Genomic DNA, 25,111 nt, shown 5'->3' with positions numbered 1-25,111 from the left:
TGAGTGGTTCCTCTGAAAGTTTTTTTGTTTGTTTATTGTTTGAATTCTTTTCCGAACGGTTCGAGCCGAATACCCGGGCGCAGATATTTCCATGGCAGTTGAGCGGGGCTCAGCGGCATGACGCCTGGAGCAGTGCACACCAGAAGCTTCTCGGCAATCGGCGCGAAGTCGGCGCGGAAATGCACAGAGCTTTTATTGACGAGAATGGCTTCCTGTTCCGGCTCGATACCCACCATGCGATACAGCGCGCGATCCGCCATTTGCGCGAGATTGGTCGTTACCACGACGCGCGTTCCGCCAAGCCGCAGACATGCCGACAGCCCCATATGCAACCATGCACCGCCATAATACGGTCCAGTTGCATGTACTTTGCCATCAGAAAGTTTCTCTACCTGAAACCGCGCTGTGAATGGCGCATCTCCGGCGATACCGGACTTGCCGCCTAGCGATATTTCGATTTCGGCGCCCTCGCCTGCCCTATGAGCGAGTGCTGCAGCGTCTGGATCGTGCATGCAGCCGATGGATGCCCGCTCGGCACCACAGGACACGAGTGCCCGGAGCATGCCTGTCGTGTCAGAGCTGCCGCCAGCGCCCGGATTGTCCTGCGTGTCGGCAATCACAACGGGACGCGTTGCATTGCGGGAAAGTTCGATCGCTTTTTCGACACCTTCTTCAGGCTGATAGGCAATGCCTGCAAATGAGCTTTCCGCGGCAGCAAGTGCATCGGCAATGGCATCCGCACAACACTCGACCGCAGCGCGATCCCACCCATAGGCGAAAACAGAGGGACCGCATTCAGCAAAATCGGCAGCAGGAAAGCCCATGAAGAGCGAAGCCGTCTGCACGTTTTCCGGCAAGTTGACAGTCATGCCATAAAGGGCCTTGGCGGGCTGCTCGTCGGTGCATTGCCATGCAATTGGAATGAGATAATCGCCCCGGCGCATCGTCTTGTGCCAACCATCCGATCCGTCCATCAGCGCCTGCAACGCCTCGGCCGAACGAAAACCGGTTTCAGCCATATCGACGTGCGGGTAGGTGCGGAAACCAACCATGACATCGGTAAGATCGAACATGCGCTTTGTTATATTACCGTGCAGATCGAGGGCAACGGCAATCAGTTCAGTGGGGCGAACAGCTCGAACCCGCTCCAGCAATTCACCTTCGCCATCATCCACATGCGCCGCAACCATTGCACCGTGTAGGTCGATGAAAATTCCGTCGAGCGGACCGCAATCCTTCAGCCCTGCCACGATTTCCGTGACTATAGCCTCATAGGCGTCTTGCGTAACTGGTGCGGACGGTATGGCACCCGCCCAAAGGATCGGCACAATCTCCCATCCTGCTTCGCGTGCAAATTGCAACGCACCGGCAATACCCAGATTGACGTCTTGCGCACGCTCGATAATCGCATCGCCACGTGACAGTGGAATATAGCCACCGCCTTGAACAAATGCCGCCTTATCAGCTGGAGCCACGGCAAACGTGTTCGTTTCATGCAAAAAGCCAGCAACAGCCACGCGTTTTGACACGAGCTTACTCCCAATTCATCGATTTGCCCCCTCGGGCAGGAACGTGTATCTGTCAGCGATACATCTATATCTATTTTTATCTTAGGAACCAATTTTGGCTCTTGTCAATCCTAGAACGACGACTAAAGATTTTTCCCATGAACACGTTTCGAGACTTGGGCGGTATCTCCACTTTTCACCCCGACGAGGGGGAAGCGTACAATGAGGATCCATTATTCCTGCGCTCTGTTGCGCGGACCGTGGCCGTCATGATGGCGTTTCAGAAGGCGCGACAGCCGCTGTCGCTGAGCCAAGTCGCGACTGCGGCGGGAATCGACCGCAGTGCGGCACAACGCATCGTTCATTCGTTGCAGAAACTGGATGTAATCGCCCGCGATCCCGCAGACCGCGGCTATTTACCAGGCCTGCGCATTCTCGATATGACCCATGATCTGTTGCGGCTCAATCCGATGCTGCAACGCGCCAACCCGATCATGCTGGAGCTGCGACGCCGCGTGCACGAACGAGTTGACCTTTCGCTTTTCGATGATGTTCGCGTTGTGTATGCCGTGCGCATGCCCTCGAAGCATGAAATATTCAGCGCGACACTCGTCGGACATGCTGTGCCAACTTATTGCACGGCCGGTGGTGTGGCCATTCTTTCAAAACTGCCTGACGAAAGAATTGCCGACATCGTTGGCCGCTCCGACCTGACGCCCTTCACGCCCCATACGATTCAGTCTCTGGCAGAGGTAATGGGAGAAGTGAAGGCCACGCGGGAGCGCGGGCATTCTGTCCTGTGTCGCCAGCTTTTATATAATGAAGTTGCGATCGGGGCAGCCATTCTTGATGCAGAAGGCAATCCGGTCGGCGCAATTCATGTGGCTGGTAGCCTGCAGGAATGGACGGCTGATAGCTTCAGTGAGAGTTTCGGACCACTCGTTGAAAATGCCGCACGCACTGTTTCAGAACGCCGGTGACCGTTTGGGTCAACGTGTTGGCACGTCATATTCAAGGCCATTGCCATGCAGGACCCGGTTAATTATTTTGATCGTGTCAAAGTCTACTTGAGGATACTGATGACTACGCCGCCTATCATTTCTGATTTTGCTTCCGTAATACAAACGTCTCTTGCTCCTGTCTTTCTATTAGCGGGCACGGCAGGCTTCGTGAATATCTATACAACTCGTCTTGGAAGAGTATCGGATCGCCTGAATGAGGTTGCTGAAAGGTTGGAGCGAAACGAAACGTCACGTGTGCAGCTCGCTTATCTACGGAGGCGGACGCTTGCCCTGGAGATTGCCGTGGCGCTAGGAGTCATCGCTGGCGTCTGCACGGGTGCGGCAACGTTGAATCTTCTCGCTGGAGCCCTCTCGTTCGGACTGCGCCACGAAAATCTCTACTGGTTTTTTGGTGGAGCCATCGTCTCGCTCATACTGTCTCTCGTTGCATTCTTGTTTGAATTGCTTCTCGCGGGACGAAACATGTTACGGCAGATTCGAATGGATCAAGCTGGAGAATGAGACAATCGTTTCTGGTGCGAGGCGCTTGGGCGGCGTGGACAAATTTGAGCCAGTATCTTGCGGAGGCAATGGTGCGGTTTGATGAAGCGCTATGGCTTTGTTCCAAACCGGATCATCCTCGATAAACTTCGTTCCCACGATGCGGCAAAGGCGGACCGGACTACCATAATCTTGAAACTTTCAACGGTGGAAAGTGCAGGCTGTATCGTGTGAAAGTAAGGTACCACGGGTCTCTCGCAACCTCGCAAACTTAACGTGATACCACTAAAAGTGTAATCAGCGACGCGAGAACTTCACCGGCGCCGTGATAGTCCTGTTGACATCGGGCGGTGGTGCGGGAACCGGTGAGGCACGCTGGACCAGCGACAGGACTTCGCTGTCGAGTTCGGGAAAGCCCGACGAACGTGCCAGCGAAGCCGACAGGACCTTGCCCGTTTCGTCGATACGGAAGCGGACATAGACGACGCCTTCCTCGCGACGAGACTTTGCGCCCGCGGGATAACGCTTGCGCCGCTCCAGATGCGCCATCAGCCGCGACTGCCAGCGGGCCGGACTGACCGAAGACGCAAACAGGCCCGATGCCGACTGGCGTGCTGCGTTGCGACTAGATTGGGTCACCTGCGCCTGTGCCTGATTCAGCTGCCGCGACACAGCCTGCTCCTGTTGGCGCTGTTTGACCGGCTTCTCTTTCGGTTCTTCTTTCCGAACGATTTTCTTTTCCAGTTCGGGCGGTTTTGGCCGGGCAATCGGTAGTGGAACCTCGACCTTGTCCAGTTGAACCAGTTCTTCCGCCTGTTCGTCCCCAACCGGCTCCGGCTCCTGTTGGGCTATTTCCTCCGGCTGTTTCGGCTCCTCTATCGGTTCTTCCACATTTTCTGCAGGCGCGCTGGCATCCGCTGTTTCCTGATCGGGAGAGACTTCGTTTTCTTCCGTCACTTGCGCTTCCGGCATTTCCGCAAGCTCGATCATGATCGCCGCTGGCGGCATGTCGTCAGCAGCGACCATCGCGGCATCACGCAAGAGCCACAGCGCCGTGCCAACATGAATAGACAGAACCATGAGCCCGGCACCGGCCCACAGGGTAAACTCCGAAAAGCCGTTGCCGAAACTCCGATCGTCTTCAATATGCTTCATGTCGAACTGACTTATGTCCTTTGGTGCTTCAGACGCAGGCTTCCACCCGTTTTTGCGGTCCGACGAAGAGAAGCAGGCCTGCGCAAAGCAGTACGTTGATCGCCATTTCGAAATGCCAGAAGAGGCGTGAGCCGAGTGCAAGCGCAACAATGCAGAGGATGACGATCAAGGCGAGGACCGACAGCCGGAAGAGACGCGGAAACGCGCCGAGCCTTCGCCAGAGCGAAAGCGTGCGACGCGCAATACGATTGCTCTCGAGCCAGTGCAGGGCCCGCGATGACAACTGGATGAAACAAAGCAGCGCGCAGAAGCCAAACAGAGCGGACGGCATCAGCCAGACCTGCAAGCCAACCAGCGCGGCCCCGCTGAGCAGAAAGCCGAGTGCTAGATAACCTGCGCGTTGTCTTTCGTCGGGATAAGGTGCTGTTTCGCCAGATGTGAAATCCCCGTTACGGGTCGACAGGTCGACAGCGTTCATTCAAACATCTCCCGCACAAGTGCATGAACACGACGGAAAGCTGTCTCCGCACCCGCGACCACCCGGTCTTCTTCGGCTTCGCTCAGTGCGATCTCGTCCAGCGCTGCGGTAAAGGTCCGCCAGTGCAGCCCGCGTCCTTCCGGTGCACCGGCCAGATGACGGGCGCCGAACTTTTCATGAAGTCCAAGCTTTTCCGCCTCTTTCAGCAGGAATGCGGCGCCGAGATTGGAGCCTTCCGCCACATAGAGCCAGCCAAGGGCCGTCGGAATATCGACCGGCTGCCGGACGGTGAATGCCGGTTCTCTATCCGTCGCCGGATGCGGATGCGCCAGATCGTCCAGATCCTGGCTAATCTGCGCGAAGCGGCGCCGGCCTTTCAGATCAGGCAGAAGCGCATCAAGTGCCTTGTTGCCATAGAGTGCGTCGATATCGCGGTGGAACTGATATTGCATCGCCGCAAAAAGCCCGTAGCGATCACGGCTTGCGAAGGGATTTCCACGCATGATGCTCTGATCCAGCCGTTCATGCGTCTCTGCCGTGCACGCCTTCAGGCGTTTCGAACGAAGAAGGGCGGGGTGTCGGATAATGACGGCTTCTGACATGACGTTTTTCCCTGTTTTGATTGAATCAACCGATCGGACAGCCGACGAAAGACCTTGCGAACTTCCGTCGTTCCGCATTTCAGCCTAAAAGTGGAAATTGAGACCAACCTTCACGGTGTGCGTATCGAGAGAGTTCGATGCCTTGCGTCCATTCACGACACCGGAACTTCCCTGATGTTCGACGATTTCGTAAATCGGGCGCTCCCTCGGCTCGCAGAATTTCCCCCCGAGGATTTCGCAGATGAATGGCTCCGGCGGCACGATCTCCGTCCCGACCTGCTCGGTCGTGGTGTAGTTGCCGCTGGTTCCCGCGCGTCCGTTCTCGAAATTGAAGCTGCGATTTCCATACCGGCTGTAGGTGTAGTCCGCCTTTACCGACCAGCGGTCGTTGATCGCGTATTCCACGCCGCCGCCGACCGTCAGGCCAGCACGCGTTCCCGAGGACTGGTCGACGGCAAACATGGCCGTGTCTTTCTGGCCCATCATATCCTGCGTGTAGCGATATTGATCGCGGGTCTGTCTTTCATGCAGGAAGGCAACGCCTGCAGTACCGTAGACGAGCCAGCGATTGTCGAGCGCATAGCCGAGACGGCCGCGAACCGAACCGGTCCAGTCGATATCGTAATGGGTCACTGACTGGATGCCCGCTACGTCATTGATCGGCTGAAGCCATTCCTCCTGCATCATGGCCGTCTGCGAACCACGCATACGCGTCTTGCTGACATCGGCTTCGATGCCGAGCACGACCCGGTTGCCGAGCTGGTAGTTATAACCGGCCTGAACGCCATAGAGCGGCGCGGTACCGAAGCCGCGATCTGCCGATTCAGAAGCGGAAATAGGGTCGGCGCTACCGTTGAGCGCCGTGGTGGTGCCCCATGCCCGCCCCGATGACATGCCGGTATGGACACCGGCATAGAACCCCGTCCAGTCGATGCCCGGCGCAGTGCCCTGCCAGCGGGAGAAGCGCGATAGTTGCGGCAGTTTCTGGTCACCTCCGAACGTGCTCGTCAGGCCTGCATAGAAAGTGCGGCCCGGTCCGGGCTGGTTCACCAGCCCCAGCGGATCGACATAATACTGATCCGTCAGATTTTCGATGCGGGCTGTCGCGGTCAGGCTGTCGGTGACCTTGTACTCGGCAAAAACATCCACCAGCGCATAAGGCTTCCATCGCGTCTGCGAGATGAATTCGCTGGCGCCCGTCGCCGTCACATCACCATGGCCGATGGCACGCGGACCGATATAGGAAACGCGCCCGCCAAGTGTCAGCCTGTCTTCAAGCATTTTCTGCGACAGTGTCAGATCGACGGAATATTTCGGCGGAACATGGTTGGTCGCATAGTCACCATAAAGCGACTTGTTTCCGCATGAATCTGCCGTGCGGCAAAACTCCGCATCGATATAATAGTTGGCCGACAGATCGACAGTGAAACCTCCGGTTTCGTACCGGCTCGAGAATTCAAGACCTGAAAAGCGGGCCCGGTCGATATTGTGAATCCGCATGCTGGAATAACCGAGAGGGCTGCTCCACCACTCGCGGGAAATATAGTTCTTGATGTCCCAGTTGAAGTAACCGAGCTTCATCATGAGCGTATCATCGCTCTGGAAAACATCGTTCCGCTTGAGATTTGCGCCGATATCCCAGTTATTGCCCCGTTCGGGAGCAAGGTCCGGCTGGATCACGGTGAAAACACCCATGGATTCGACCGTGCTCGGGAAACGCAGCGCATTGGAATAGTTGACGTAGAGCTGCGCGCCGTCGAAAGGTTCGACTACGACGCCCGCCGTCGGGCTTATCCCGCCTTGCGAACGATCGCTCGGCTCCTCTTCCACATTGGAGCTCTCGCCCCGGTTATGCGAGGAGTAATGCGAATAACGCAGGCCCGCATTCAGTGTCAGCCAATCCACCGGCTTATAGCCCAACTTGGTATAGACGGCAGCTTCTTCACGGGAGACGTTCGGAAGTTTCAGCCAGCCTTCCAGCAGATCGGTATAGCCGCTCGGCTTGGTATCCTCGTTAAGATAGGAAGCACCATAGGTAAGGTCGACCGAACCGTAGCGGCTCAGATCGAAACTTGACGTATTGGATATGTCGCCTCCCCACATAACGGTATCAGCACCGGTCCTGTAACCGGAAGGAAGGCCAACGGATTCCGAAGTCGGGATCGGCGAGCCCCGCCGCGGATTGCGCATTTCGAGCTTGGTCAGCCAGAGACTGGCCTTCATGTCGATCAGATCGTTGTCGTCCGGATTCCAGCGATAGCGCAGCGTGCCCGTATCGAGTTTTGCGCCCGATGTCTGCTCCTGCTGTACCGGCTGGCTGCGATCGTCGGTGAAGCGCGAGGCGAGAAGATCACCTGCTTCGCTGCGAAAACCGGTATAGCCGAGCTGAAGCTCGTGGCCGCCGTCGAAGCGGAACGTCCCCTTGGTCAGATAGGATTCGGTCTGGAGCTGCGTGTTCAGCACCTCTTCCCCGGCGCGATAATTCGTGAGGCCGCCGTTTTCGACATAGGACGGCCAGTTATCGCACCATGATCCCGAAGTGTTGCACACCCTTCGCGGCCCGACATTGACCGGCTCTGCCGATGGGCCGTGCTTGCCCGCATGATAATTGCCGCGCTTGCGATAGGCATAACCCGCAAAGAGGTCGTAGTTCTCCTCCTTCATGGCTGCGACAATGCTGCCTGAACCGGCAGTTGGCGAAAGAAGGGACGGCCTGTCCAAGCCATCGCCGGAAGGAATGGTCACCGGATTGTCCCTCGGGGAATAGGGCCACTGATAACCGCCCTTGGCGTCACCATGCGGCGTCGAGGAATTTCCGACATATTCGCCCTTCACCCGGATGCCCCAGGTGTCGCCCGGCTTGACGATATCGTCCGCATTCAATGTACGGATGGCGACGCTACCGGCAATGCCGCGCGACGCGGCATCCGATCCCTTGCTCACATCGATGCCGCCGATAAAATCGGGATCGATATAGGTACGGTTGGAAAGACCCTGATACCCTTGATAGACGGTGATGCCGTTTTCCGCGCCATCAATCGTGGTGGCAACCCGTCCAAAGCCCTGCATGCCGCGAATATTGACATCAACCGCGCCTGCACCATTGCGCGCCTCGCCCGACATCACGCCCGGCGTTCCGCGGAAAATATCGGCAGGGCTGGATCCCCTGAACCGCTCGATGGTCTCAGCTGAAATGTGCGAAGTGGCCGCCGGTGTTTCGTAAGGCGCATCCTGCGCGGCGATGCCCCCGCCACTCGTAACCGTGATCGTGTCGAGAAGCGTCGTCCCGCCCACATCGAGCGGCGCCTGTCCGCCAACTGTCTGGCCAGAAAGCGCAATCGTTCCGCTGCCGGTGAACCGGTAGGAAATGCCCGACCCCGACAGAAGCCTTGTCAGCGCCTGTTGCGATGTCATCGTGCCGGAAACGCCCGCAGAGCGCTTGGCAGAGGCTAGCTCCGGCAGATAGGTGACCTGCAAACCCGCCTGCTTGCCGAAGGTGGCAAGCGCGCCCGAAAGGGACCCGGCGGGTATGTTGAACGAGGTCTGTCTCGCGGTCTGGGCATGCGCGGCGACACTTGCCGCCAATGAAAGTGCGACGACACAGGTCGATCCCAGAAGCGCCGTCGTCAGAATACCGATTCCAAATTGCCGTCCGAACTGCCGCCCAACCCGAATATTGACATCAAGCCCCATAGCTCAACCACTCCAATCCGCCATTTATGGAAATGGGCAGTCGTATGGCAGCAGCTAACTTCCGGCCCTGATGTCTGAAACGGACGGGCGGGCGCAATTTTCTCCCCTGATTTCTAAAAAAGAGGGAAAAAATCAGATAGTGGAAATAATCGTGAGCCACGGCGAGATCTGACGAACCTTGCCACCATAGGGTTCGACCACCGCTTCCAGTGCCGACAGCGGCTGGTTGAGATCGAACACGCCAGAGATGCGCTCAGCGCCAAAATCCGACTGGGCCAGCACGACACGGCCCGATTTCCACCGCGCAATACGGGCAACGACCGAGGCGATGGTATCGCGATCCGCCACCAGCAGCCCTTCCCGCCATGCCGCGATCTGGCTGACATCGCGAACACCGCGCTCAAAGCTGGAACTGCGGGGATCGAAGGACAGCCATTCACCTGCGCCAACCGGCGGCTGCGTGGGCAAGCCCGCCGCCCGAACCTTCACATCCACCGCGCCGTAATCGACGGAAACGGCGAGGTAACCCGCATCGTTACTCACGTCGAACGCCGTTCCCAGCGTCGTCACCACCAGGTCGCCCGTCGTCACCTGGAAGGGCCGTGCCGTATCGGGTGCGACATCGAAGAAGGCCATGCCTGCCAGAAGCTCTACGCGGCGATATTGGTCGCCGAAGCGCGACCGGATGGCGCTGTCCGGACCGAGCGTCACCTGCGTTCCGTCCTTGAGTGCGAGCCGGCGCAATTCGGCGGCGGCCGTCACATAATCGGCGCGCACTTGCAGGACCAACTGTGGTCCTAGTATTGCGCCTGCGCCAATCACCGTCAGACCAGCCATGCCGCCGAATAGAACCGAGCGGCGCGACATCGCCTTGCCAGCCGCGCTATTGCGTTGCGCCTGCATTACCTTTCCGGCCATGTCGTGAATTTCCATTGCCTCGCGCCAAGCGGTTTCATGATCGGGGCTGCGGGCACGCCAGCGGGCGACAAGGTCATGCGCGACCGGATTGCCGGGGTCGTCCTGCATACGGATGACGAGGTCGAGCGCCTCCTCGAACAGCCTTTCGCTTTTCGACAGTTTTTCATCCATGAACGAATAGTTCCTCGTGGCGCTGCAACTCCGCAAGCCGGAGTAATCTCTCTATAATGGGTGAAACGGACGAGCGGCGGGAATTTTCACCTGCCAGCGGAAGAACGGCGATCAAAAAGAGACATCTTCCTTGAGCCGCGCGCGCAGGTGCAGATAGGCGCGCTTGATGAGCGTCCATGTCCGCGATACGGAAAGATCAAGCTCCGACGCGACTTCGGTGATCGTCTTCTCGTCGAGACGATGCATCTCGAAGGCCCTGCGTGTCTTTTCAGGCAGTTCCAGGAGCGCGCTTTCGATGATCGCCAGACGCTGCCGGTCATAGACGACCGCTTCGGGCGTCGGCGTGTTATCGGCAAGTCGCTGCCATTCGTCTTCTGCTAGATCGGACTGCTGGAACAGCCGTTCGCGCCGATACAAGTCGATCGACAGGTTACGCGCAACCTGATGCAGATAGGCACGCGGATTGCCGTCCTTTTGTGGTGTCGCAGTCAGCACCCGGACGAATGTATCCTGCGTCAAATCGGCAGCCGTTTCCGCATTGTGCCCCCTGCGCCGAAAGAACCGGTTCAACTCCCGGGCATGGTTCTGGAAAAGACGATGCAAATTCCACATTGCTTGAAACCAGTCAAATGGGGGATGACGAACTGGTGCGTCGCTGCTCTGGCAGCTCGCCCGCTCCTCATCTTATATATGACTATAATAGTCAAGTTTAATTTCGTATAACCACCATTTGAGCACACTTCGTTCATCTTCGTCATTGCGTTCCGTTTTAGGGAAATTGAATTCTGTAGGTTGGCGAGTGTTCGAAGCAATCATTTAAATAAAATCCGATTCCCCTAAAGGAAATAAATTTCCAAAATTAATAATCCATATAAATAGTTATAACAGAATTCTATTATTATATAATTACTCAAAAACCACATCGCCATCGAAATATATTTCCGCTGGCGATGTAGTTTTTACTATAATTATTTTAGAAATCTACAATAAACTTGGCCTTAGCAGTGTTTTGATTGAAGCTCGAACCATATTGGCCGGAATATTCAAGACCCAGCGTCGTCTGATTGCCCAGATCAATATCAAGGCCAGCCTTGATAATCGCGGTATCCCTGGCAATTGACGCACCAGCCACTTCAAATACTGTCCCAGCATCAAATGCAGCAGCTGCAGTTGGTATAGTGTCGCCATAAGCATGCTGCCAACCAACGGTTCCGTTGAGCTTGGCATTCATACCGCCGAATACGACTGGAGCAGAAGCGCGAAGACCAAGTGTGGTGAACGTGGATGTAGTTGTTTCTTTTCGAATCTGGAGCGCGGCATTGCCACCATTTTCATTAAACCGATCAGTTTTCAGGCGTACTACAGCAACATTCGCAAACGGTTCAATCGCTGTTCCGTTCAGATCGAAACGATGTGAGAGTTCACCAAAAGCCTGGAAGGTATCTGCGCTGTAACCCGCATCAAGACTTTCTGAAAAACCCGGGAAAGCGACAACGCGATCAGTTTCGATCTTGTGCCAGCTATAGCCAACACCTGCCTTGAGCAGCGTCGCAGCCCATTGAGTGCCGCCATAAATACCCAGGTGATAGTTATTGCTGTGGCCAGACGAGTTACGATCATTCACATCGAAGCTGGTGCGGCTATATCCGGCGAGAGTACCCAGCCTCCAGTTTTCGACAACTTCCGCATCATAACCAGCAACGAAACCGCCCGTGGATTGCTTCAGCTTGCCTGCATTTCCATCAGCTCCGGTTTCACTCCATTGGCCGAGCGCCTGTCCCCAGATTGATGCGCGCGGTGCCGACAACGGGGCTGAACCGGCATCGGTTGCGACTGTCGATAACGGTGTGTCCGGCACTTCACCACCGAACGCTGCACCAAGTCGGTCCAAAACGGCATTCCGAACAACCGAGCTGTCATTGATGATCGCAGTTCGCATCGATGCATGAACTTCACCTGAGAGTGCATTGAATGCGCGACGCGCATTGTCTTCGTTGTCCTGCATGACGACCGTGTCGTAAACAGCATTGCCAGCACCAAGCGCTTCGACAGCCACAGCTACCGACTTCTGATTGCCTGTCTTTGCCGTCGCAATGAAGTCAACATCATTACGAGCGATATCGAGGTAAACCGCATTGGGATCATGGGTCAGACCAAGGTCGACGAACGGCATGTTCTGGCTCAAATCGCCAAATGTACCTGTGATGCCAGCTCCAGCGCTCAAAATCGTGTAGCGTTTGCCTGGCATATAGGTGCCGGCGGCTTTTTCTATGTAGACCTTCGCGCCACCAAGCGTCGCCGTTCCGTTCACATCGATGCGGTCGCTTTTACCGGAAGCATCAATTTCCGCAACGTAAGTGGCTCCCGCATCAAAGGCCAGATTGCCATTGACCTTTAGCGTGCCGATAGAATTGCCCGGTGCGATGATACTGCCAGCGCCGGCATAAAGGCCTCCGACTGAACCTGCACCAGCCAGATATGCGCCGTTTTCAACGCTGGCTGTGCCGCCGAGGAATGCACCTGAATGGGATGCATCGCCAATGACCAGCCCACCTTCTTTTACAGTCGTACCGCCTGTATAGGTGTTGGCTCCATTCAGAACCAGAACACCAGTGCCGGACTTCGTGAGACTGCCAGTACCATCAATATTGCCGTCGAAACGGGTATTGGCGGACTGGTCTACGGCCAGAGCTGCCGAACCAAGGCTCAATGTGCCGCCCTCGCCCATTAACGACGACATGGTCACGTTGAAGTCATTGAGATCAAGCTTGCCACCATTCACCGAGAAGGCCGTATTGTCGACGAATGCCCCGTCCACGCCAGCCTGAAGCACTCCACCTTCCACCGAGGTTCCGCCCGTATAGCTATTTGCCTGGCCCAGAACGAGCGTACCGGCTCCGCGCTTGAGCAGCGCGCCCTCTCCTGTGGCTTGCTGCAGCAGCGTCACGCGGTTGTTTGCATCCGCGATGTCGATCCATCCGAGTCCCTCAAGGGACACGGTGCGATCCAGCGTTTTCATGTCGCTGCCCGTTATACGCAGACCGCCATCAATAAGACGCAGCCGAGCATCGGCATTGCCAAGAGCCGCATCTTCGCTGACGAGGATCGTCCCGCCGTCGGTGACAGCTGTTTCACCGATGAAGGAATGGTCGTCGATGCAATAGTCCTTGATAGCCTGCTGGAAGCGTGCATCCCCACTCTCGCAATCAAGCAGCGTTTTCTTTTCTTCAAGCGTCAGATCATTCAAGGTCGACTTGCCATCGGCATCCGAAATCTGACCAAGATAAACATCGGCCCGGTGATTGTTCCTGGTCAGAACGAGTTCATTGTTCCTTGTCTCAAAACCATATGCTCCCGCACCCCAGACAAGACGCGATTTTTCTGTTTCGCCCTCCTTGTAGGTCTGGATTTGCGGCCCGGTCCAACGCAGTTCCTGTGCTATGGGTTCGTGATCCGACAAGGAATTGCCATTTGGCAGACGCGCCGCTTCCGAAAGCGTGCCGGACCATTTGCCATTGTCGACGATTTCCACCCACTTGGCGAACGGACGCGACACCATGATGTGGTCGATATTCACGCGATCCCAACTTTCCCAAATGTTGGTCGCGTCCTCGCCGTCGCTTGTCCATGTTGCGCGACCGTCACCCATCTCGCTTGGCTTGAAAAGCTCACGGTTTCTCTCGAGTTGCATCAATTGATACTGCTGTTTGAGAATATTCAGCGTTACGGGCTCATTGTTGGTCACGGGATAGGTTTCATCCTTCAGACCGGTGTCAGCTCCCTGCCTGTAGGCAGCGTCAAGCGCGTCCGCCCATTGCCTCCACGTCAGGTTATTAATATTGCTGGATGGATGTGCGTCCTGGATGATCTTGTGCGAGATCGCCTCATCACCAGCGGCCATGTATTCGTAGGCAAGCCTGGCGTAAAAGTTCTGGCCGCTTGCTTTCTTCATGAGCCTGATTTGTGCATCGATACTCAGTAATCCGCGTTCCGAAACATCACCGGCGTTGAAATCACCTGCAACAATCGTTGGAAGTGTGCGTGTTTGCGCAGCTTGAGCGAGTTGTTTAGCTTCAACGATGCGGTTTGTTGGTTCATCGTAATAGTTCAGGTGGCGTCCCTCAATGATAACATCAGAGAAGCCGTTGCCGGGATTCACGCGAATTGTATTGTTGCCCAGGCTTTGAACATTGCCGCTCGCGAAAACCATGCCACTGCCTTCACGAGCGTCATAGTCCTTGTTTTTCTGATAAATCCCAAGCTTGCCTGGATTGCTGTTGAGAAGATCAAGCGTATTCTGGACATGCGCTCCAACAACGCTTTGTCCGTTAAATACCTTACCTGAGTTGTTATAAAGCTCCGGCATGATGAGGACATCTGGTGCCACACCGCGCAAAAGATCCTGCATTTTTTGATTGTAAACGAGATTGCCTTTCGCCTTTTCGTTGGCATCCCACATTTTTGAGTTGGCACCGTTGTTCCAGATATTGAACCCCATGATAGTCAAGGAGTGACTTTCGCCCGTCATGCCTTGTGCCAGCGCTCCCGATCCTGACGATAACAGGAACAGGGCTCCTGCCGCCGTCAACCCCAGCTTGACTGCGCGTGCCTGAGTGGTGCCGGCAACTGAAACTCCAACACAACATGAAAGCTGCGTTGCCAAAGCCAGAAATTTTCGATTAGGTTTGATTGTCTCCGGCGCCATCCCTCGGTCCCTTTCCTGGAAAATGCTTCCATCTCATCAATGCGAAGGCCAGTTTGATCATCTGGCTTCACTCGATTTTGAAATGACAGAGTTGAATGTCACTTTTATTACACTTTACTCATAACTGAGCTTGGATGGGCGCTGTTTCCGCAGGGAAATTATGGTAAATGTCATTGATATTACATTTTTATTTGATAGTGCTCTGGAAACCATTGAGGCCTAACTCCACTTTTTCCTTGCTTATTTCTATCTGGGAATGAGAGATGAAGCTGAGCAACCAACTGCTTAAGGATGTGACAGCGGGTATGAATGAACTTTCTGGTTCCGGTAGCAGGAAGAAAGAAATCCGGCAGCAGATGTTGTTGCAATGGGTAGAGAACAGCCACTATGTTTCCCTTGAAGAGATCGCTGAACAATTCCGCGTGACCACGCAGACCGCAAGACGCGACATTGCGGATCTGGAACATCAGGGCAAAGTAAGAAGACTTCATGGCGGTGTATCGCAACTCGCCCCACTTGATCCCGTTACCTATCGGCAGCGCAGACGCGATCGAATGGATGAAAAAGCCCGCATTGCAGAAGCGGTCGTCGCACTCATTCCAGACAACGCCACTGTTTTTCTTGACGCCGGGACCACCTGTGAAGCTATCGCCAAAGCGCTCATCAGCAAAGAGCGATTGCACGTCGTCACCTATAGCCTGCGATCAGCCGCCATAATCAGTGAGAAAACAGATTTTACCTTGGCGGTCCCGGGTGGTTTTGTACGGCCAATCGATGGAGGAATGTTTCAGGGAGACACACCGGAATTCATTCGGCGTTTCAAGTTCGACTATGCAATCATCTCCGTGAGCGGCATCGATGATGACGGCGATCTATGTGACGACGACCATACGGAAGTAGCCGTCGTTTCAGCAGCACTTGGACAAGCTGCACACAAATTGCTCGCAGTTGATAGCTCAAAGTTTGGCAAACGCGCCATGGTGAAGCTTGGTTCGGTTCGCGACTTCACCGCGGTTATAACAAATGAAATGCCTGCCCCGATCCTGTCCGGCATGCTTGACGAAGCCGGTATCCCTGTCATTCTCTCATTATAGCGATATTGCTGGACGGTAGAGAGAGTTCAAACCTCACGACAAATCATTGCGTTCGGGTTGAATCCCTGCCACCTCAGCGAACTAAGCAAGCATAGTGCTCAAATCATACGAGTATTCATTAACTTCGCGAAGATCGAGCTGGTTTCCACATAGTCGATATGATGCGCCATCAGACTGACAGCGTTCGTCACATTTTTCTGTAATATGGCATCCACGATCGCAGCGTGTTCGTCTGGTCCGCATTTGAAATAATCTGCCCTGCGATAGACCGCGGTGATAAGTGATGTCCGGGACACGAGATAACGCATCATTGTGAATAGAAAATCCGACGATGCCAGTTCAGCCGAAGAAGATAAAATCCACCGGACAATTTGATGATGTCGGTCGTGATATTGTTCGTATTGGCAACCCGCTCCTTGGCAACATGATCGCTGAGCCGCTTAAAATCAGTAAGTGTTGCTGACCGGTAAAGCCGCTCCCGAAGCAGCCTCCTCTGCTAGAAAATCGATGACTGCGCGCACTGCGGGAAGCTGTCCTCGCTTGTGTGGCGTCAGGATTGTTGTCATCACGCTACCAGCCGTCCATCCCGGCAACACACGTACCAATTGTCCATCCCTGATGGCCTGCGCGGACATCATTTCAGGTAAACAAACTATCCCCATACCCATTACGGCAGCCTTTATCAGCGTCACAGATTCATCCGAACAAAACTGCGGCCGCGGCACCACTTCGACAGTGCCGCCGTCTGAGTCACTTAACCGCCAGGGCTTCATTGTCATGTTGGACATCAGACCGTCGTGCTCGCTCAACACCTCCGGTGTTATCGGCTCGCCGTAATGAGCAACATAAGAGGGTGCAGCCACTAAAATAATCCGATCCTCACTCAAGCGGCGCTGTATAAGGCCTGAGTCCGGCAATGGCTCAAAATGGCTACGAACCGCTATGTCAAAACCATCCTGAACCAGATCAATGAAGCGATCGGTGACGTGCAACTGTATCGTTAGTTTCGGATACCGCCGTGCCAGCAGAGGCAAACGGTCCGCAAGCTGAAACTGCGCGGTTGGCACTGATGCTGTGATCCGCACAGTGCCGCTGGGCTCCGCCAACCGCCGATGCACGACAGCTTCAACCGCCTCCGCTTCGATCATCGCCGCACGAGCATGATCGTAAACTTCACGCCCCACGTCGGTCAGCGAAAACCTGCGTGAGGTGCGGTGGACCAATTGCGCGCCGAGTGTTTTTTCCAGGGTCGCGACCCTTTTGCTGATCGTCGATTTTGGACAGTCGAGCCGTCGGGCTGCCGCAGCAAAGCCCCCGTATTCAACTGCCTGGGTGAAGAAATAGAGATCGTTGAGGTTCAACATTAATGTCCACGTTTGTGTCTATTGAGTCTCATTTTTCCAGTCTTTTGTATCAAAGTCTACATTTGTAATATCAACGCATCAATTCTACGGAGACATTCTCATGAAACCGATATTCGAACCGATCCTCACCTCAGGCTTCCCGCTTGGCAGTTCGGCGGGGCTCGTCACTGCCTTTGAATGGCTTGGCCAGCCCTATCGCATTACCCGCGTGGACATGCTTGGGCAAATGCGCACTGAAGCCTATAAACGCCTGAACGGCAGGGTGGAAACGCCGGTGCTAGTCACCTCTGAAGGCCGCGTTCTCACCGAGACGATGGCGATCGCCCTCTGGCTTGAAGCGCGCGATACCGAGCGCCTGATTAGCTTCGAGCCTGGTACGCCGGAGGCTGACCGCATGCATCAATACATCGCCTTCCTCAATACGGGCTTCACCGGAGCATTCTCTCCAATGTGGGTCGCGCTGGAAGCGGAGGACTCCACCGAAGAAGAAAAGCAAACGCTGCGCAAATTCGGCCGCAACTTCATTGCCACGCGCCACGAACAGCTAGAAGCGATGATCGGCGATACCGACTATCTGTTGGGAGACAAGCCGACGTTAGCGGACGCTATGTTTGTAGGGGTAGCGCGATGGGCGGATTTCCACCAGGCAATCGAACCGCGACATTTTCCACGCATTCTGCAGTTGCGCCAACGCCTCGAGGTTGACGCCGCGTTTCGCTTTGCATTGGCGATTGAAAACGGCAAGCCGGCCATCGGCAGGGGTGCCATGAAAGGACTTGTCCCGCTTGAAGACGTGCTCCACAAAGTGGATGGCTCCCTGACCGCCTAAAACGTAACAGAGCACCTCAAGCAGCCGTCAAATCCATTGATTGTCCGTCAGAATAAGCCCACATTTTAATCAGAGTAACTCACTTCAACCATTTCATGGACGCCCGATAAACTGGTGTCCATGAAATGAACATTCGAGAGATGGGACAGTCACGTTTCCCGTTCTAGAAATCCCGTATCTGCTGTTTGAGCTCTTTGGCAAAGCGATCGAGGTCTACTTTACTCGCTTCACTGGCTTTCGACATTTCTGAGATAGCCCTCTCACTTTCCTCTAGCATCGTTAGATATTTGGCTTTCAGGTCGCTATTCTCTGGCACAGCCGCGATATTGTCGCGAAGACGACTCTGCTCACCTTGGAGATACTGAAGTTTCTCATCAGATCTTTGAAGTTCGAGCTGCTTGTCGATTTGTTGCTGCCGTACTTTTGCAAGCTGGCTGAACTTTTCTGCAATATCCTTATCAGTTGCCGAGGAAGACCAACTTAAAAGTGCAGTCGGATCGACATCAATGAGCCCGAAACTTTCGCTGCGTATACGTTCATCAACAGCTACAACCGATTGCTCTTCCCCGGCTTTGACTAAAGCTTTCAACCGGTGGTGGGAAACTGTCTTGCCATCGTCAGCTTGAGAGGAAAACGACCAGCCTACACGAATAGGGTGTTCAATAATAATGGCCCTGTCAGCATCGAGAGCGCCCGATATACGATAGGTAATGGTTTCACGCAATTTTTCAGAAATACGAACGATGCCATCCACCACTTTGATATCGGTAATCTGTCTCGTTGGTTCCTGCTCCTGCGTTATAGCTACCTTACGATCTGTCGCGAAAGCAGCAATTCTCGTATCCCCCTTTGGAAGGTTCAATAGCCGGGCATCACCAACGTAGCCGGCACCACTGTCGTAAACGGTCAGGATACCGCTTGGCAGGCTGTAGCCTGTTGAATTCTTCAGCATTATCGCGGCAACTGGATGAATATTGCTGCTACCGTTTCGATAGATTGAGATCATTTCCGCTTCAATTTGCGCATCAGCAATAGGCACAGACAAGCTATCACCATTGATCAGACTAAATGTGCCTGGAAGCTCAAAAATTGCACTGGTGTCATTCTCGGAGACCGCAGCAATCTCACCGCTCGGATTTACCGCCATAGAACCACCCCCATAGCCGCTAATGACCGGCGCAGGCGCGTGTACCGCCTCTCCCGCTTGTTCATCACTTTCAAAGAGTGCGGCCTTCTCGCTCGCGGTGGGGCGCGACCTCACTCTATTCGCCAGATTTCCGGTATCCGCCTCAACAACATTATTGGTCGCCGTGTCTACAATTACCTCAGCCCTATCCTTCCAATAGATATGGTGCAGACGTTGCTTTAGGGTAACGGGATCAGCAGAAGTAAGCGTCAACTTGACGTCTTTCCAATCTTCGCCGCTCGCATTTTCAACAACAGCCCAGGCCTGAAGTCGGGCTTTGCCATCTGGCTCCGTTAATATCCGATAAGCTGTTTTCCAGATAGGCGCTGCAACGACATAAGCCAGACGGGAATCCAAGGCTGAAAGATCGCGGACAGTAATACGAATGACACGAGCACTATCGTTGCTCGCGCGCCCCAAGGCTGTTGCAGCATTTGTGAGCTTTAGCTTCATCTCAGCGTCATCGATACTTAAAGAGGTGTCTTCTCCAATTTTGATGGTTTGAGTATGCCCATCCTGATCAAATACGCTCAGCACGTGAAAGTTTTCACCGTCGGATTTATTCAATGTTTCAACGCCGAGGATTTTACCCTTGACGGTTTTTCCTGCACTCGAAACCGTAACTGACGTTCCTGGTATCGAAGACAAGAAGGCAGACATTGACGAAAGGCTCGACGGTGAAAATGGAAGCTGTCTGAAAGTCTCCTCCAGCAGATTTGGGCCAGCGAGAGAAATGCTGATTATCGCACCCTTTCCACCTTTGAGGACAAGGCTTTTGAGTACATCATCGACCTGATTGAGAGGAACTTCAATCTCGACAATTCCATCGTTGGAAACTGTAGGCTTTCTGGATATTTCTGCCACGCCACCAGAAGACAAAGTAATTGCGTCAATGGATTCTGAGCTTGAAGCCAAAACCGTTGAGGAGAGCAAGGTGACGGCCATCGAGGTAAGCGTGATAAGCTTTATCATGAGAATCTCCAGTCAAATAAAGGACTTCGTGAACCAACTCTCCGCTCTTTATAAGCCAGTTCTAGATTTTTTGCGGTAGGATCTGGGGGAGAAAGTTTGTCTTTTTCTTTGAAAGCTTTCGGGTATGGACCATATTCGGCTTGACATAACAAATGGTCTGCTGCCGGTTTTTCGGATACCGAGTTGCGTTAATCGCACCTTGTTCTCAAAATCCATCCAGATGAAATATCTCAGTGTCGAATGCTGACGTAGGCATTGAACCCTCCCCATCTGATGCCCCACAACTCTTCGAGCGAGAATAAGGGCGCTGGATAATTCGGTACGTCAACTTCATTCTGTATACTGTTGAGGGCATATCGGAATTGTAAAGTTCCAGACTGCATATTTCGAAGCAGGCGGGCTTGCCAGCCTGACGACCCTCTCCGCTGGACACGCGGCTGTAGGTAGCGACCCAGAAAGCTGGCGCGGCCCTTTTGAGCCCATTCACAGTCAAGCAGAAATATGGCACGATCCGCTCTGTTGGTCGCCTTCACTGTGCCTGGTTCATCCTAAAGAAAGCGTCTCCTCGCTAGCTTCAGCCGCAGTGACACTATGTCGAGCCTGTGACAAGAAAGAATGAAGAGAACACTCCGGGCTTCATTACGCGATAATCAGATAACGACTACCGTCGTGGCGTTTATTTGCGCATTCTTGATGCTTCAGGGAATGCTCTCGGCTTCACGCGCAGCGCCATGGCGGGCAGTGAGTATGATAATCTATTTGGAGTAATCTGTTCTACTGCCGTCGCGGTCCATCTGCCGTCTCATGGGAATGATGGCAAGTCCTCCTCCAAATCAAGCGATTGCCCGGCGCGTGCGACGTTTCAGGCCGGTTCACGCACGACGGATTGCGTCTTCGCCCGGGTCCTCGTGGCGATCTGTGTCTCCGATACAAGCGTTCCATTGGAGAAAACTCGTAAATGCGTTGTTCCGCCAGCCACCAAGCCTTCGATGCTTTCGGCTTTGGCGAGAAAAAAATCAGCCCATGCGCCCCGATGCAAGCCATATTCCTTAAGCCCCATGAGTTTTGCAGGGATTGCCGTAATCATCGCGTAGGCGGTAGCAAGTTCGTCGCCCTTGAGATGACCTGCAAGCAGGGTCCATCGTGCGATTTCCAGCATGTCACCGGAGCCGGTCGGAACGAAAGGGTCTTCGATATTGTCGGAAGCAGTGGCAATAGGCACACCGGCCCGCACGATCTCGGCCACCCGCGTCAGTCCGCGTGGCGGCAGCTTGTCGCAATCGCGCGCCTGTAGATAAAGATTGGCCGCAGGCAGCGTGACAACACCGAGCTTCAGCGCGATGATCTGCTCCAGGATCGCTTCGAAATCAGGCCGGTCCATAGCACTCAGAACCGAAGCATGGCTTAGCACGGAGCGCGCCTCCAGACCATAGCGGCGGACCCGCTCGAAAACAGCATTAAAAAGCGGGCGTTGCGGGTTGAGATGTTCATCGAGATGCAGGTCGATCGGACGGCCATGGCGCGCCGCAGCGGAGAACAGGATATCGAGATAACGCTCCGGGTCTTCCGCCACTGCGGGCGTGCCCCCAACGGCATCGGCCAGCGCGACCGCGCGATCGATGTTGGCCTCCAGCCAGTCCAGATCCTGCCCAGGATGCGGGATCATGAAAGCCACGAGCTGCAGCTTCACCCGGTCGGCCCAGTCCGATCGTAGTTTCGCTAGCGCCTCTATACCGTTGAAGCCCGCATCCTTGTCCACATTCACATGGCTGCGGATAGCCGTGGTGCCTCGGCTGAGACAACGCTCGATGGTTCTGGATGCCCGCTTGAAAATATCGTCGGGCGGGGCCTGCCGTGCATATTTTGCGAAAGCGTCACGCGCGCCCTGCAAAGTGCCCGACGGGTTGGGCGCGAAACGCAGTACGCCTGTTTTGTCGAGATGCTGGTGCATATCCACCAGACCCGGCGAAACAATGCAGCCTTCCGCATCGATGAGCTGCATGTCGTCTTCAAGCTCGATGTCGGACGCAATATCCAGGATGACGCCCTTTTCGGAAATCAACATGTCGGCCTGTCGGACATCGCGGGCGCCGACAGCAACCACACCTCCCCGGACAAGGCGGCGGCACGGCGCGTTGGATTGCTGGAACAGATTATCCATCGTGAACCTCACTATCTGAATGGAGTTGAAAAGTTAAAACGGGTCCGCCCCGCAGGCCTGTATTCCACAGCTTCTATAGCGGGCGGGTGCGAACCTCTGGTGTGCAGGCCGGGCTTTCTGCCCGGCGCCGCAGATGATTATGCTCAACTACCGTTGGTCTGGGACTTCGCCTCGGCCAGATGACCGTCATGATGGCTTTCATGGGCCTGGTTACTGTTGCCCAATCCGTTGAGGACGAGATTTAGCGTAACGGAAACCACGCAAGCCACCACAACGCTCGAATGCAGGATGGACTGCGTCCAGTCCGGCAGTTGCTGGAATAGATTGGGTGACATGATCGGAATGAAAGCGATGGCCAGCGTCAACGCGACGATCAGGATATTGTACTGATTATTCGCGTAATCGACCTTGGACAGCGACTGGATGCCAGCCGCAGCGACAATGCCGAACATCGCCACCGCTGCGCCTCCGAGTGCCGGTGCAGGCACCGCCGCAAGGACTGCACCAAACTTAGGAAAGAAGGCGATGACGCACAGCATGAAACCGCAAAGCGCCACAACCCAGCGGCTGCGTACACCGCTTAGAATGACGAGGCCGACATTCTCCATGTGAGCAATGAAGGGAAAGCCCGCGAAGATGCCCGCAACTGCACTAGCAAGGCCGTTGGCGCGCACACCATCGGCAACCTGTTCAGGCGTTACATCCTTGTCGACAATCTCACCGATCGAAATGAACAGCCCCATGGATTCCACTGTCTGGACGATCATCACGATCACAATCGTCATAAATGGCAGGACGGCAAAAGTCGGCAGTCCGAAATGGAACGGCGTCGGCACGGTCATCCATGGAGCGGCCCCGACCGCGTTGAGATTGCCCATCCCCAGAAGAAAGGCGACCAGAGCGCCCGCACCCATACCGAAAAGCACAGCCAGGTTTTTCAGGAGCGGCGATCCAAACCGATTGAAGGCAAGGATTACGATTAACACCAGCAACGCCACGCCCAGAAAAGCGGGATCGCCAAAATCGGACTGGCCGCGTCCGCCGCCTGCCCACTGATAGGCTTCCGGCAGAAGCTGCACGCCGATGGCGGTGACGATGCAGCCCGTGACGACGGGCGGAAAGAAGCGACGCAGATGCCCGGTAACCGGTGCGATCAGCATGATGAAGATACCGCCTGCAATCACGGCACCGCAAATGCCCGCTATCCCCACCCCCGGCATGGAGCCGATGGCGATGATGGCCGAGACACTGGAAAAGGCGACCCCGTTCATGATCGGAAGACGGACGCCGAAACGCCAGAATCCTATGGTTTGCAGTAGCGTCGCAATACCTGAACAGAAGAAGGTGGCACTGATCAGGAGGATAGTTTCCTCGGAACTGAAGCCGAGCGCATTAGCGATAATCAGCGGCACCGCAACCGATCCCACATAGGACACCGCAACGTGCTGCAGCGCCAGAGTGAGTGTTTTCTTGGCAGGTAATATTTCATCGACTGGATGTATTGCAGATGTCATCGTTGTTCCCCTTATTGAGTCAATTTCCAACGACTTGTGGCCGTTCCTTTCGTGACGTCTTGTCTTGACGTTTTCATTGCCTGTTCCATCAAACCGGCTTCGGAAATTATCCCCGCATCAAGCGATGCAGCAGATAAACTCCCGGCTCCGAAGCCGGTCGATTGCGGGTTATTATGCCCGACATGCTTCTATGCGGGCCTGCAACGAAGCCCGGTCGAGATTGCGCCCGATGAAGATCATCTTGTTCGAGCGTTCATCCCCTGCCCATGGATGATTGGGGCGGAATTCGATCTCGTTGTGGACGCCGTGCAGGACATAGCAATAGTCATCGTCCTGAACGGAAAAGATGCCTTTCATTCGAAACAGATTCTCGTTGTTCTGTCGCTTGAGTTCCTGCACCCATCGCGAAATTTTCTGCGGGTCCATATTGCCCGGAAATTCGATACCGACGGACGTGACCGACGTGTCATGGGTATGGCTGGCATCCCCGAGCCATGCGTGTTCATGACCGTGATCCTCGTGGTCATGAACGTGCCCATCACTATGGTGATTATGATTGTGCACGTGCCAGTCGAAATCGATCTCGGCAGCCATCTTGCGATTGCGATCGAAGGCCGCCAGTCCCAGGATCTTGGTGAGATCGATCTGCGCATAGCTCGACAGCACGATATCCGCAGTTTCGTTCAGCTGGCGGATGCGTCTGCTTACATCGGCAATATCTGCGTCCTGTGCCAGGTCCACCTTGTTGAGCACGATACGGTCTGCACAGACGATCTGATCGACCGCCTGATTGTCGATGCCATCCAGATGGATATCGTCCAGATGCTGGCGAATATGTTTGACGTCGACCAGCGTTATGACTCCGTCGAGATTGGTTTCATTGCGGATCGGATCATCGAGGAAGAAAGTCTGGGCCACCGGATAAGGATCGGCAAGTCCGCTCGTCTCGATAATGATATGATCGAGACGTTCCGGTCTTGCCAGAAGCTGGCGTATAACCCGCAGAAGATCGTCACGTGCCTCGGCCACACAACAGACGCAGCCATTGGTCATTTCGAAGATTTCTTCCGTACTGCCGACGACCAGATCGCCATCAATGCCGATTTCCCCGAACTCGTTCTCGATCACAGCGATCTTCATGCCGTGATTTTCCTTCAGAATGTAGTTCAGCAACGTTGTCTTGCCGGAGCCGAGAAAGCCGGTAAGCACGGTGACCGGAATCTTGTCCTTGACTGTCTTCAACATCGTTCTTCTCCCTT

Annotated in this window: 17 protein-coding genes and 1 pseudogene; 4 read left to right on the top strand and 14 right to left on the bottom strand. The window is 54.8% G+C overall.

Features of this window, described 5'->3' with window-relative positions; genetic code table 11:
• Positions 1–32 precede the first annotated feature (32 nt).
• A complete protein-coding gene (locus AC1RHM_RS07335) occupies positions 33–1,529 on the bottom strand; it encodes a M81 family metallopeptidase (RefSeq protein WP_151612471.1) in 1,497 nt (498 codons plus the stop codon).
• 137 nt (positions 1,530–1,666) lie between these two features.
• Between AC1RHM_RS07335 and AC1RHM_RS07330 the strand changes: the two genes are divergently transcribed.
• A complete protein-coding gene (locus AC1RHM_RS07330; protein ID WP_094515204.1) occupies positions 1,667–2,488 on the top strand; it encodes an IclR family transcriptional regulator in 822 nt (273 codons plus the stop codon).
• 99 nt (positions 2,489–2,587) lie between these two features.
• Entirely contained in the window at positions 2,588–3,031 is a 444-nt protein-coding gene (locus tag AC1RHM_RS07325; protein ID WP_094515265.1) for a DUF2721 domain-containing protein, read from the top strand.
• Between the two features lie 276 nt (positions 3,032–3,307).
• Here AC1RHM_RS07325 and AC1RHM_RS07320 read toward each other — a convergent pair whose 3' ends face one another.
• From AC1RHM_RS07320 to AC1RHM_RS07290, 7 genes are all read right to left on the bottom strand, one after another.
• Positions 3,308–4,165, bottom strand: a complete 858-nt coding sequence (locus tag AC1RHM_RS07320; protein WP_114048298.1) for a TonB family protein — start codon at positions 4,163–4,165, stop codon at positions 3,308–3,310.
• A 28-nt stretch (positions 4,166–4,193) separates the two neighbouring features.
• Positions 4,194–4,643 (bottom strand): DUF454 family protein, encoded by a 450-nt coding sequence (locus AC1RHM_RS07315; RefSeq protein WP_094515202.1) that lies wholly within the window; start codon positions 4,641–4,643, stop codon positions 4,194–4,196.
• Positions 4,640–5,245 (bottom strand): biliverdin-producing heme oxygenase, encoded by a 606-nt coding sequence (locus AC1RHM_RS07310; RefSeq protein WP_094515201.1) that lies wholly within the window; start codon positions 5,243–5,245, stop codon positions 4,640–4,642. The genes AC1RHM_RS07315 and AC1RHM_RS07310 overlap by 4 nt, the downstream gene beginning before the upstream one ends.
• Before the next feature lie 84 nt (positions 5,246–5,329).
• Positions 5,330–8,938 (bottom strand): TonB-dependent receptor domain-containing protein, encoded by a 3,609-nt coding sequence (locus tag AC1RHM_RS07305; RefSeq protein WP_151612469.1) that lies wholly within the window; start codon positions 8,936–8,938, stop codon positions 5,330–5,332.
• Positions 8,939–9,070: 132 nt separating this feature from the next.
• Positions 9,071–10,027, bottom strand: a complete 957-nt coding sequence (locus AC1RHM_RS07300; protein WP_151612467.1) for a FecR family protein — start codon at positions 10,025–10,027, stop codon at positions 9,071–9,073.
• A gap of 111 nt (positions 10,028–10,138) precedes the next feature.
• On the bottom strand, positions 10,139–10,639 hold the full coding sequence (locus tag AC1RHM_RS07295; protein WP_094515198.1) for an RNA polymerase sigma factor: 501 nt from the start codon (positions 10,637–10,639) through the stop codon (positions 10,139–10,141).
• A 361-nt stretch (positions 10,640–11,000) separates the two neighbouring features.
• Entirely contained in the window at positions 11,001–14,732 is a 3,732-nt protein-coding gene (locus AC1RHM_RS07290) for an autotransporter domain-containing protein (RefSeq protein WP_151612465.1), read from the bottom strand.
• A 263-nt stretch (positions 14,733–14,995) separates the two neighbouring features.
• Between AC1RHM_RS07290 and AC1RHM_RS07285 the strand changes: the two genes are divergently transcribed.
• Positions 14,996–15,826 carry a DeoR/GlpR family DNA-binding transcription regulator gene (locus AC1RHM_RS07285; protein ID WP_010660428.1) on the top strand — a complete coding sequence of 277 codons (831 nt, stop codon included), beginning with the start codon at positions 14,996–14,998 and terminating at the stop codon, positions 15,824–15,826.
• A gap of 81 nt (positions 15,827–15,907) precedes the next feature.
• Here AC1RHM_RS07285 and AC1RHM_RS07280 read toward each other — a convergent pair.
• Together AC1RHM_RS07280 and AC1RHM_RS07275 are read right to left on the bottom strand one after the other, a co-directional pair.
• Positions 15,908–16,304, bottom strand: a pseudogene (locus AC1RHM_RS07280) (FCD domain-containing protein); the annotation flags it as partial.
• Positions 16,273–17,190, bottom strand: coding sequence for a LysR substrate-binding domain-containing protein (locus AC1RHM_RS07275; protein ID WP_010660430.1), 918 nt, complete (start codon positions 17,188–17,190; stop codon positions 16,273–16,275). The gene AC1RHM_RS07275 and the pseudogene AC1RHM_RS07280, both read right to left, overlap by 32 nt.
• A 100-nt stretch (positions 17,191–17,290) precedes the next feature.
• Here AC1RHM_RS07275 and AC1RHM_RS07270 point away from each other — a divergent pair, with 100 nt between their 5' ends.
• A complete protein-coding gene (locus AC1RHM_RS07270) occupies positions 17,291–18,019 on the top strand; it encodes a glutathione S-transferase family protein (protein WP_151612463.1) in 729 nt (242 codons plus the stop codon).
• Positions 18,020–18,182: 163 nt separating this feature from the next.
• On the opposite strand, the gene AC1RHM_RS07265 is transcribed toward AC1RHM_RS07270, so the two are convergent.
• The 4 genes from AC1RHM_RS07265 to AC1RHM_RS07250 form a co-directional block, all read right to left on the bottom strand.
• Positions 18,183–20,177, bottom strand: coding sequence for a DUF4139 domain-containing protein (locus AC1RHM_RS07265; protein WP_151612461.1), 1,995 nt, complete (start codon positions 20,175–20,177; stop codon positions 18,183–18,185).
• An 862-nt stretch (positions 20,178–21,039) separates the two neighbouring features.
• Positions 21,040–22,338 carry an amidohydrolase family protein gene (locus tag AC1RHM_RS07260; protein ID WP_122241737.1) on the bottom strand — a complete coding sequence of 433 codons (1,299 nt, stop codon included), beginning with the start codon at positions 22,336–22,338 and terminating at the stop codon, positions 21,040–21,042.
• Between the two features lie 143 nt (positions 22,339–22,481).
• Positions 22,482–23,852 carry a nucleobase:cation symporter-2 family protein gene (locus AC1RHM_RS07255; RefSeq protein ID WP_010660434.1) on the bottom strand — a complete coding sequence of 457 codons (1,371 nt, stop codon included), beginning with the start codon at positions 23,850–23,852 and terminating at the stop codon, positions 22,482–22,484.
• Positions 23,853–24,023: 171 nt separating this feature from the next.
• A complete protein-coding gene (locus AC1RHM_RS07250) occupies positions 24,024–25,097 on the bottom strand; it encodes a CobW family GTP-binding protein (protein ID WP_036577799.1) in 1,074 nt (357 codons plus the stop codon).
• Positions 25,098–25,111 lie beyond the last annotated feature (14 nt).

Source organism: Brucella sp. GW823-FHT04E01 (genome assembly GCF_058796175.1).
The sequence above is the reverse complement of the archived record's forward strand: the minus strand, read 5'-3'. Positions and strand labels throughout refer to the sequence as shown.

What these genes read in the sequence shown, in the direction of transcription:
- AC1RHM_RS07330 (WP_094515204.1), top strand. Translation starts at nt 1,667, where the DNA reads ATGAACACGTTTCGAGACTTGGGCGGTATCTCCACTTTTCACCCCGAC.
- AC1RHM_RS07325 (WP_094515265.1), top strand. Translation starts at nt 2,588, where the DNA reads ATGACTACGCCGCCTATCATTTCTGATTTTGCTTCCGTAATACAAACG.
- AC1RHM_RS07320 (WP_114048298.1), bottom strand. Translation starts at nt 4,165, where the DNA reads ATGAAGCATATTGAAGACGATCGGAGTTTCGGCAACGGCTTTTCGGAG.
- AC1RHM_RS07315 (WP_094515202.1), bottom strand. Translation starts at nt 4,643, where the DNA reads ATGAACGCTGTCGACCTGTCGACCCGTAACGGGGATTTCACATCTGGC.
- AC1RHM_RS07310 (WP_094515201.1), bottom strand. Translation starts at nt 5,245, where the DNA reads ATGTCAGAAGCCGTCATTATCCGACACCCCGCCCTTCTTCGTTCGAAA.
- AC1RHM_RS07305 (WP_151612469.1), bottom strand. Translation starts at nt 8,938, where the DNA reads ATGGGGCTTGATGTCAATATTCGGGTTGGGCGGCAGTTCGGACGGCAA.
- AC1RHM_RS07300 (WP_151612467.1), bottom strand. Translation starts at nt 10,027, where the DNA reads ATGGATGAAAAACTGTCGAAAAGCGAAAGGCTGTTCGAGGAGGCGCTC.
- AC1RHM_RS07295 (WP_094515198.1), bottom strand. Translation starts at nt 10,639, where the DNA reads ATGTGGAATTTGCATCGTCTTTTCCAGAACCATGCCCGGGAGTTGAAC.
- AC1RHM_RS07290 (WP_151612465.1), bottom strand. Translation starts at nt 14,732, where the DNA reads ATGGCGCCGGAGACAATCAAACCTAATCGAAAATTTCTGGCTTTGGCA.
- AC1RHM_RS07285 (WP_010660428.1), top strand. Translation starts at nt 14,996, where the DNA reads ATGAAGCTGAGCAACCAACTGCTTAAGGATGTGACAGCGGGTATGAAT.
- AC1RHM_RS07275 (WP_010660430.1), bottom strand. Translation starts at nt 17,190, where the DNA reads ATGTTGAACCTCAACGATCTCTATTTCTTCACCCAGGCAGTTGAATAC.
- AC1RHM_RS07270 (WP_151612463.1), top strand. Translation starts at nt 17,291, where the DNA reads ATGAAACCGATATTCGAACCGATCCTCACCTCAGGCTTCCCGCTTGGC.
- AC1RHM_RS07265 (WP_151612461.1), bottom strand. Translation starts at nt 20,177, where the DNA reads ATGATAAAGCTTATCACGCTTACCTCGATGGCCGTCACCTTGCTCTCC.
- AC1RHM_RS07260 (WP_122241737.1), bottom strand. Translation starts at nt 22,338, where the DNA reads ATGGATAATCTGTTCCAGCAATCCAACGCGCCGTGCCGCCGCCTTGTC.
- AC1RHM_RS07255 (WP_010660434.1), bottom strand. Translation starts at nt 23,852, where the DNA reads ATGACATCTGCAATACATCCAGTCGATGAAATATTACCTGCCAAGAAA.
- AC1RHM_RS07250 (WP_036577799.1), bottom strand. Translation starts at nt 25,097, where the DNA reads ATGTTGAAGACAGTCAAGGACAAGATTCCGGTCACCGTGCTTACCGGC.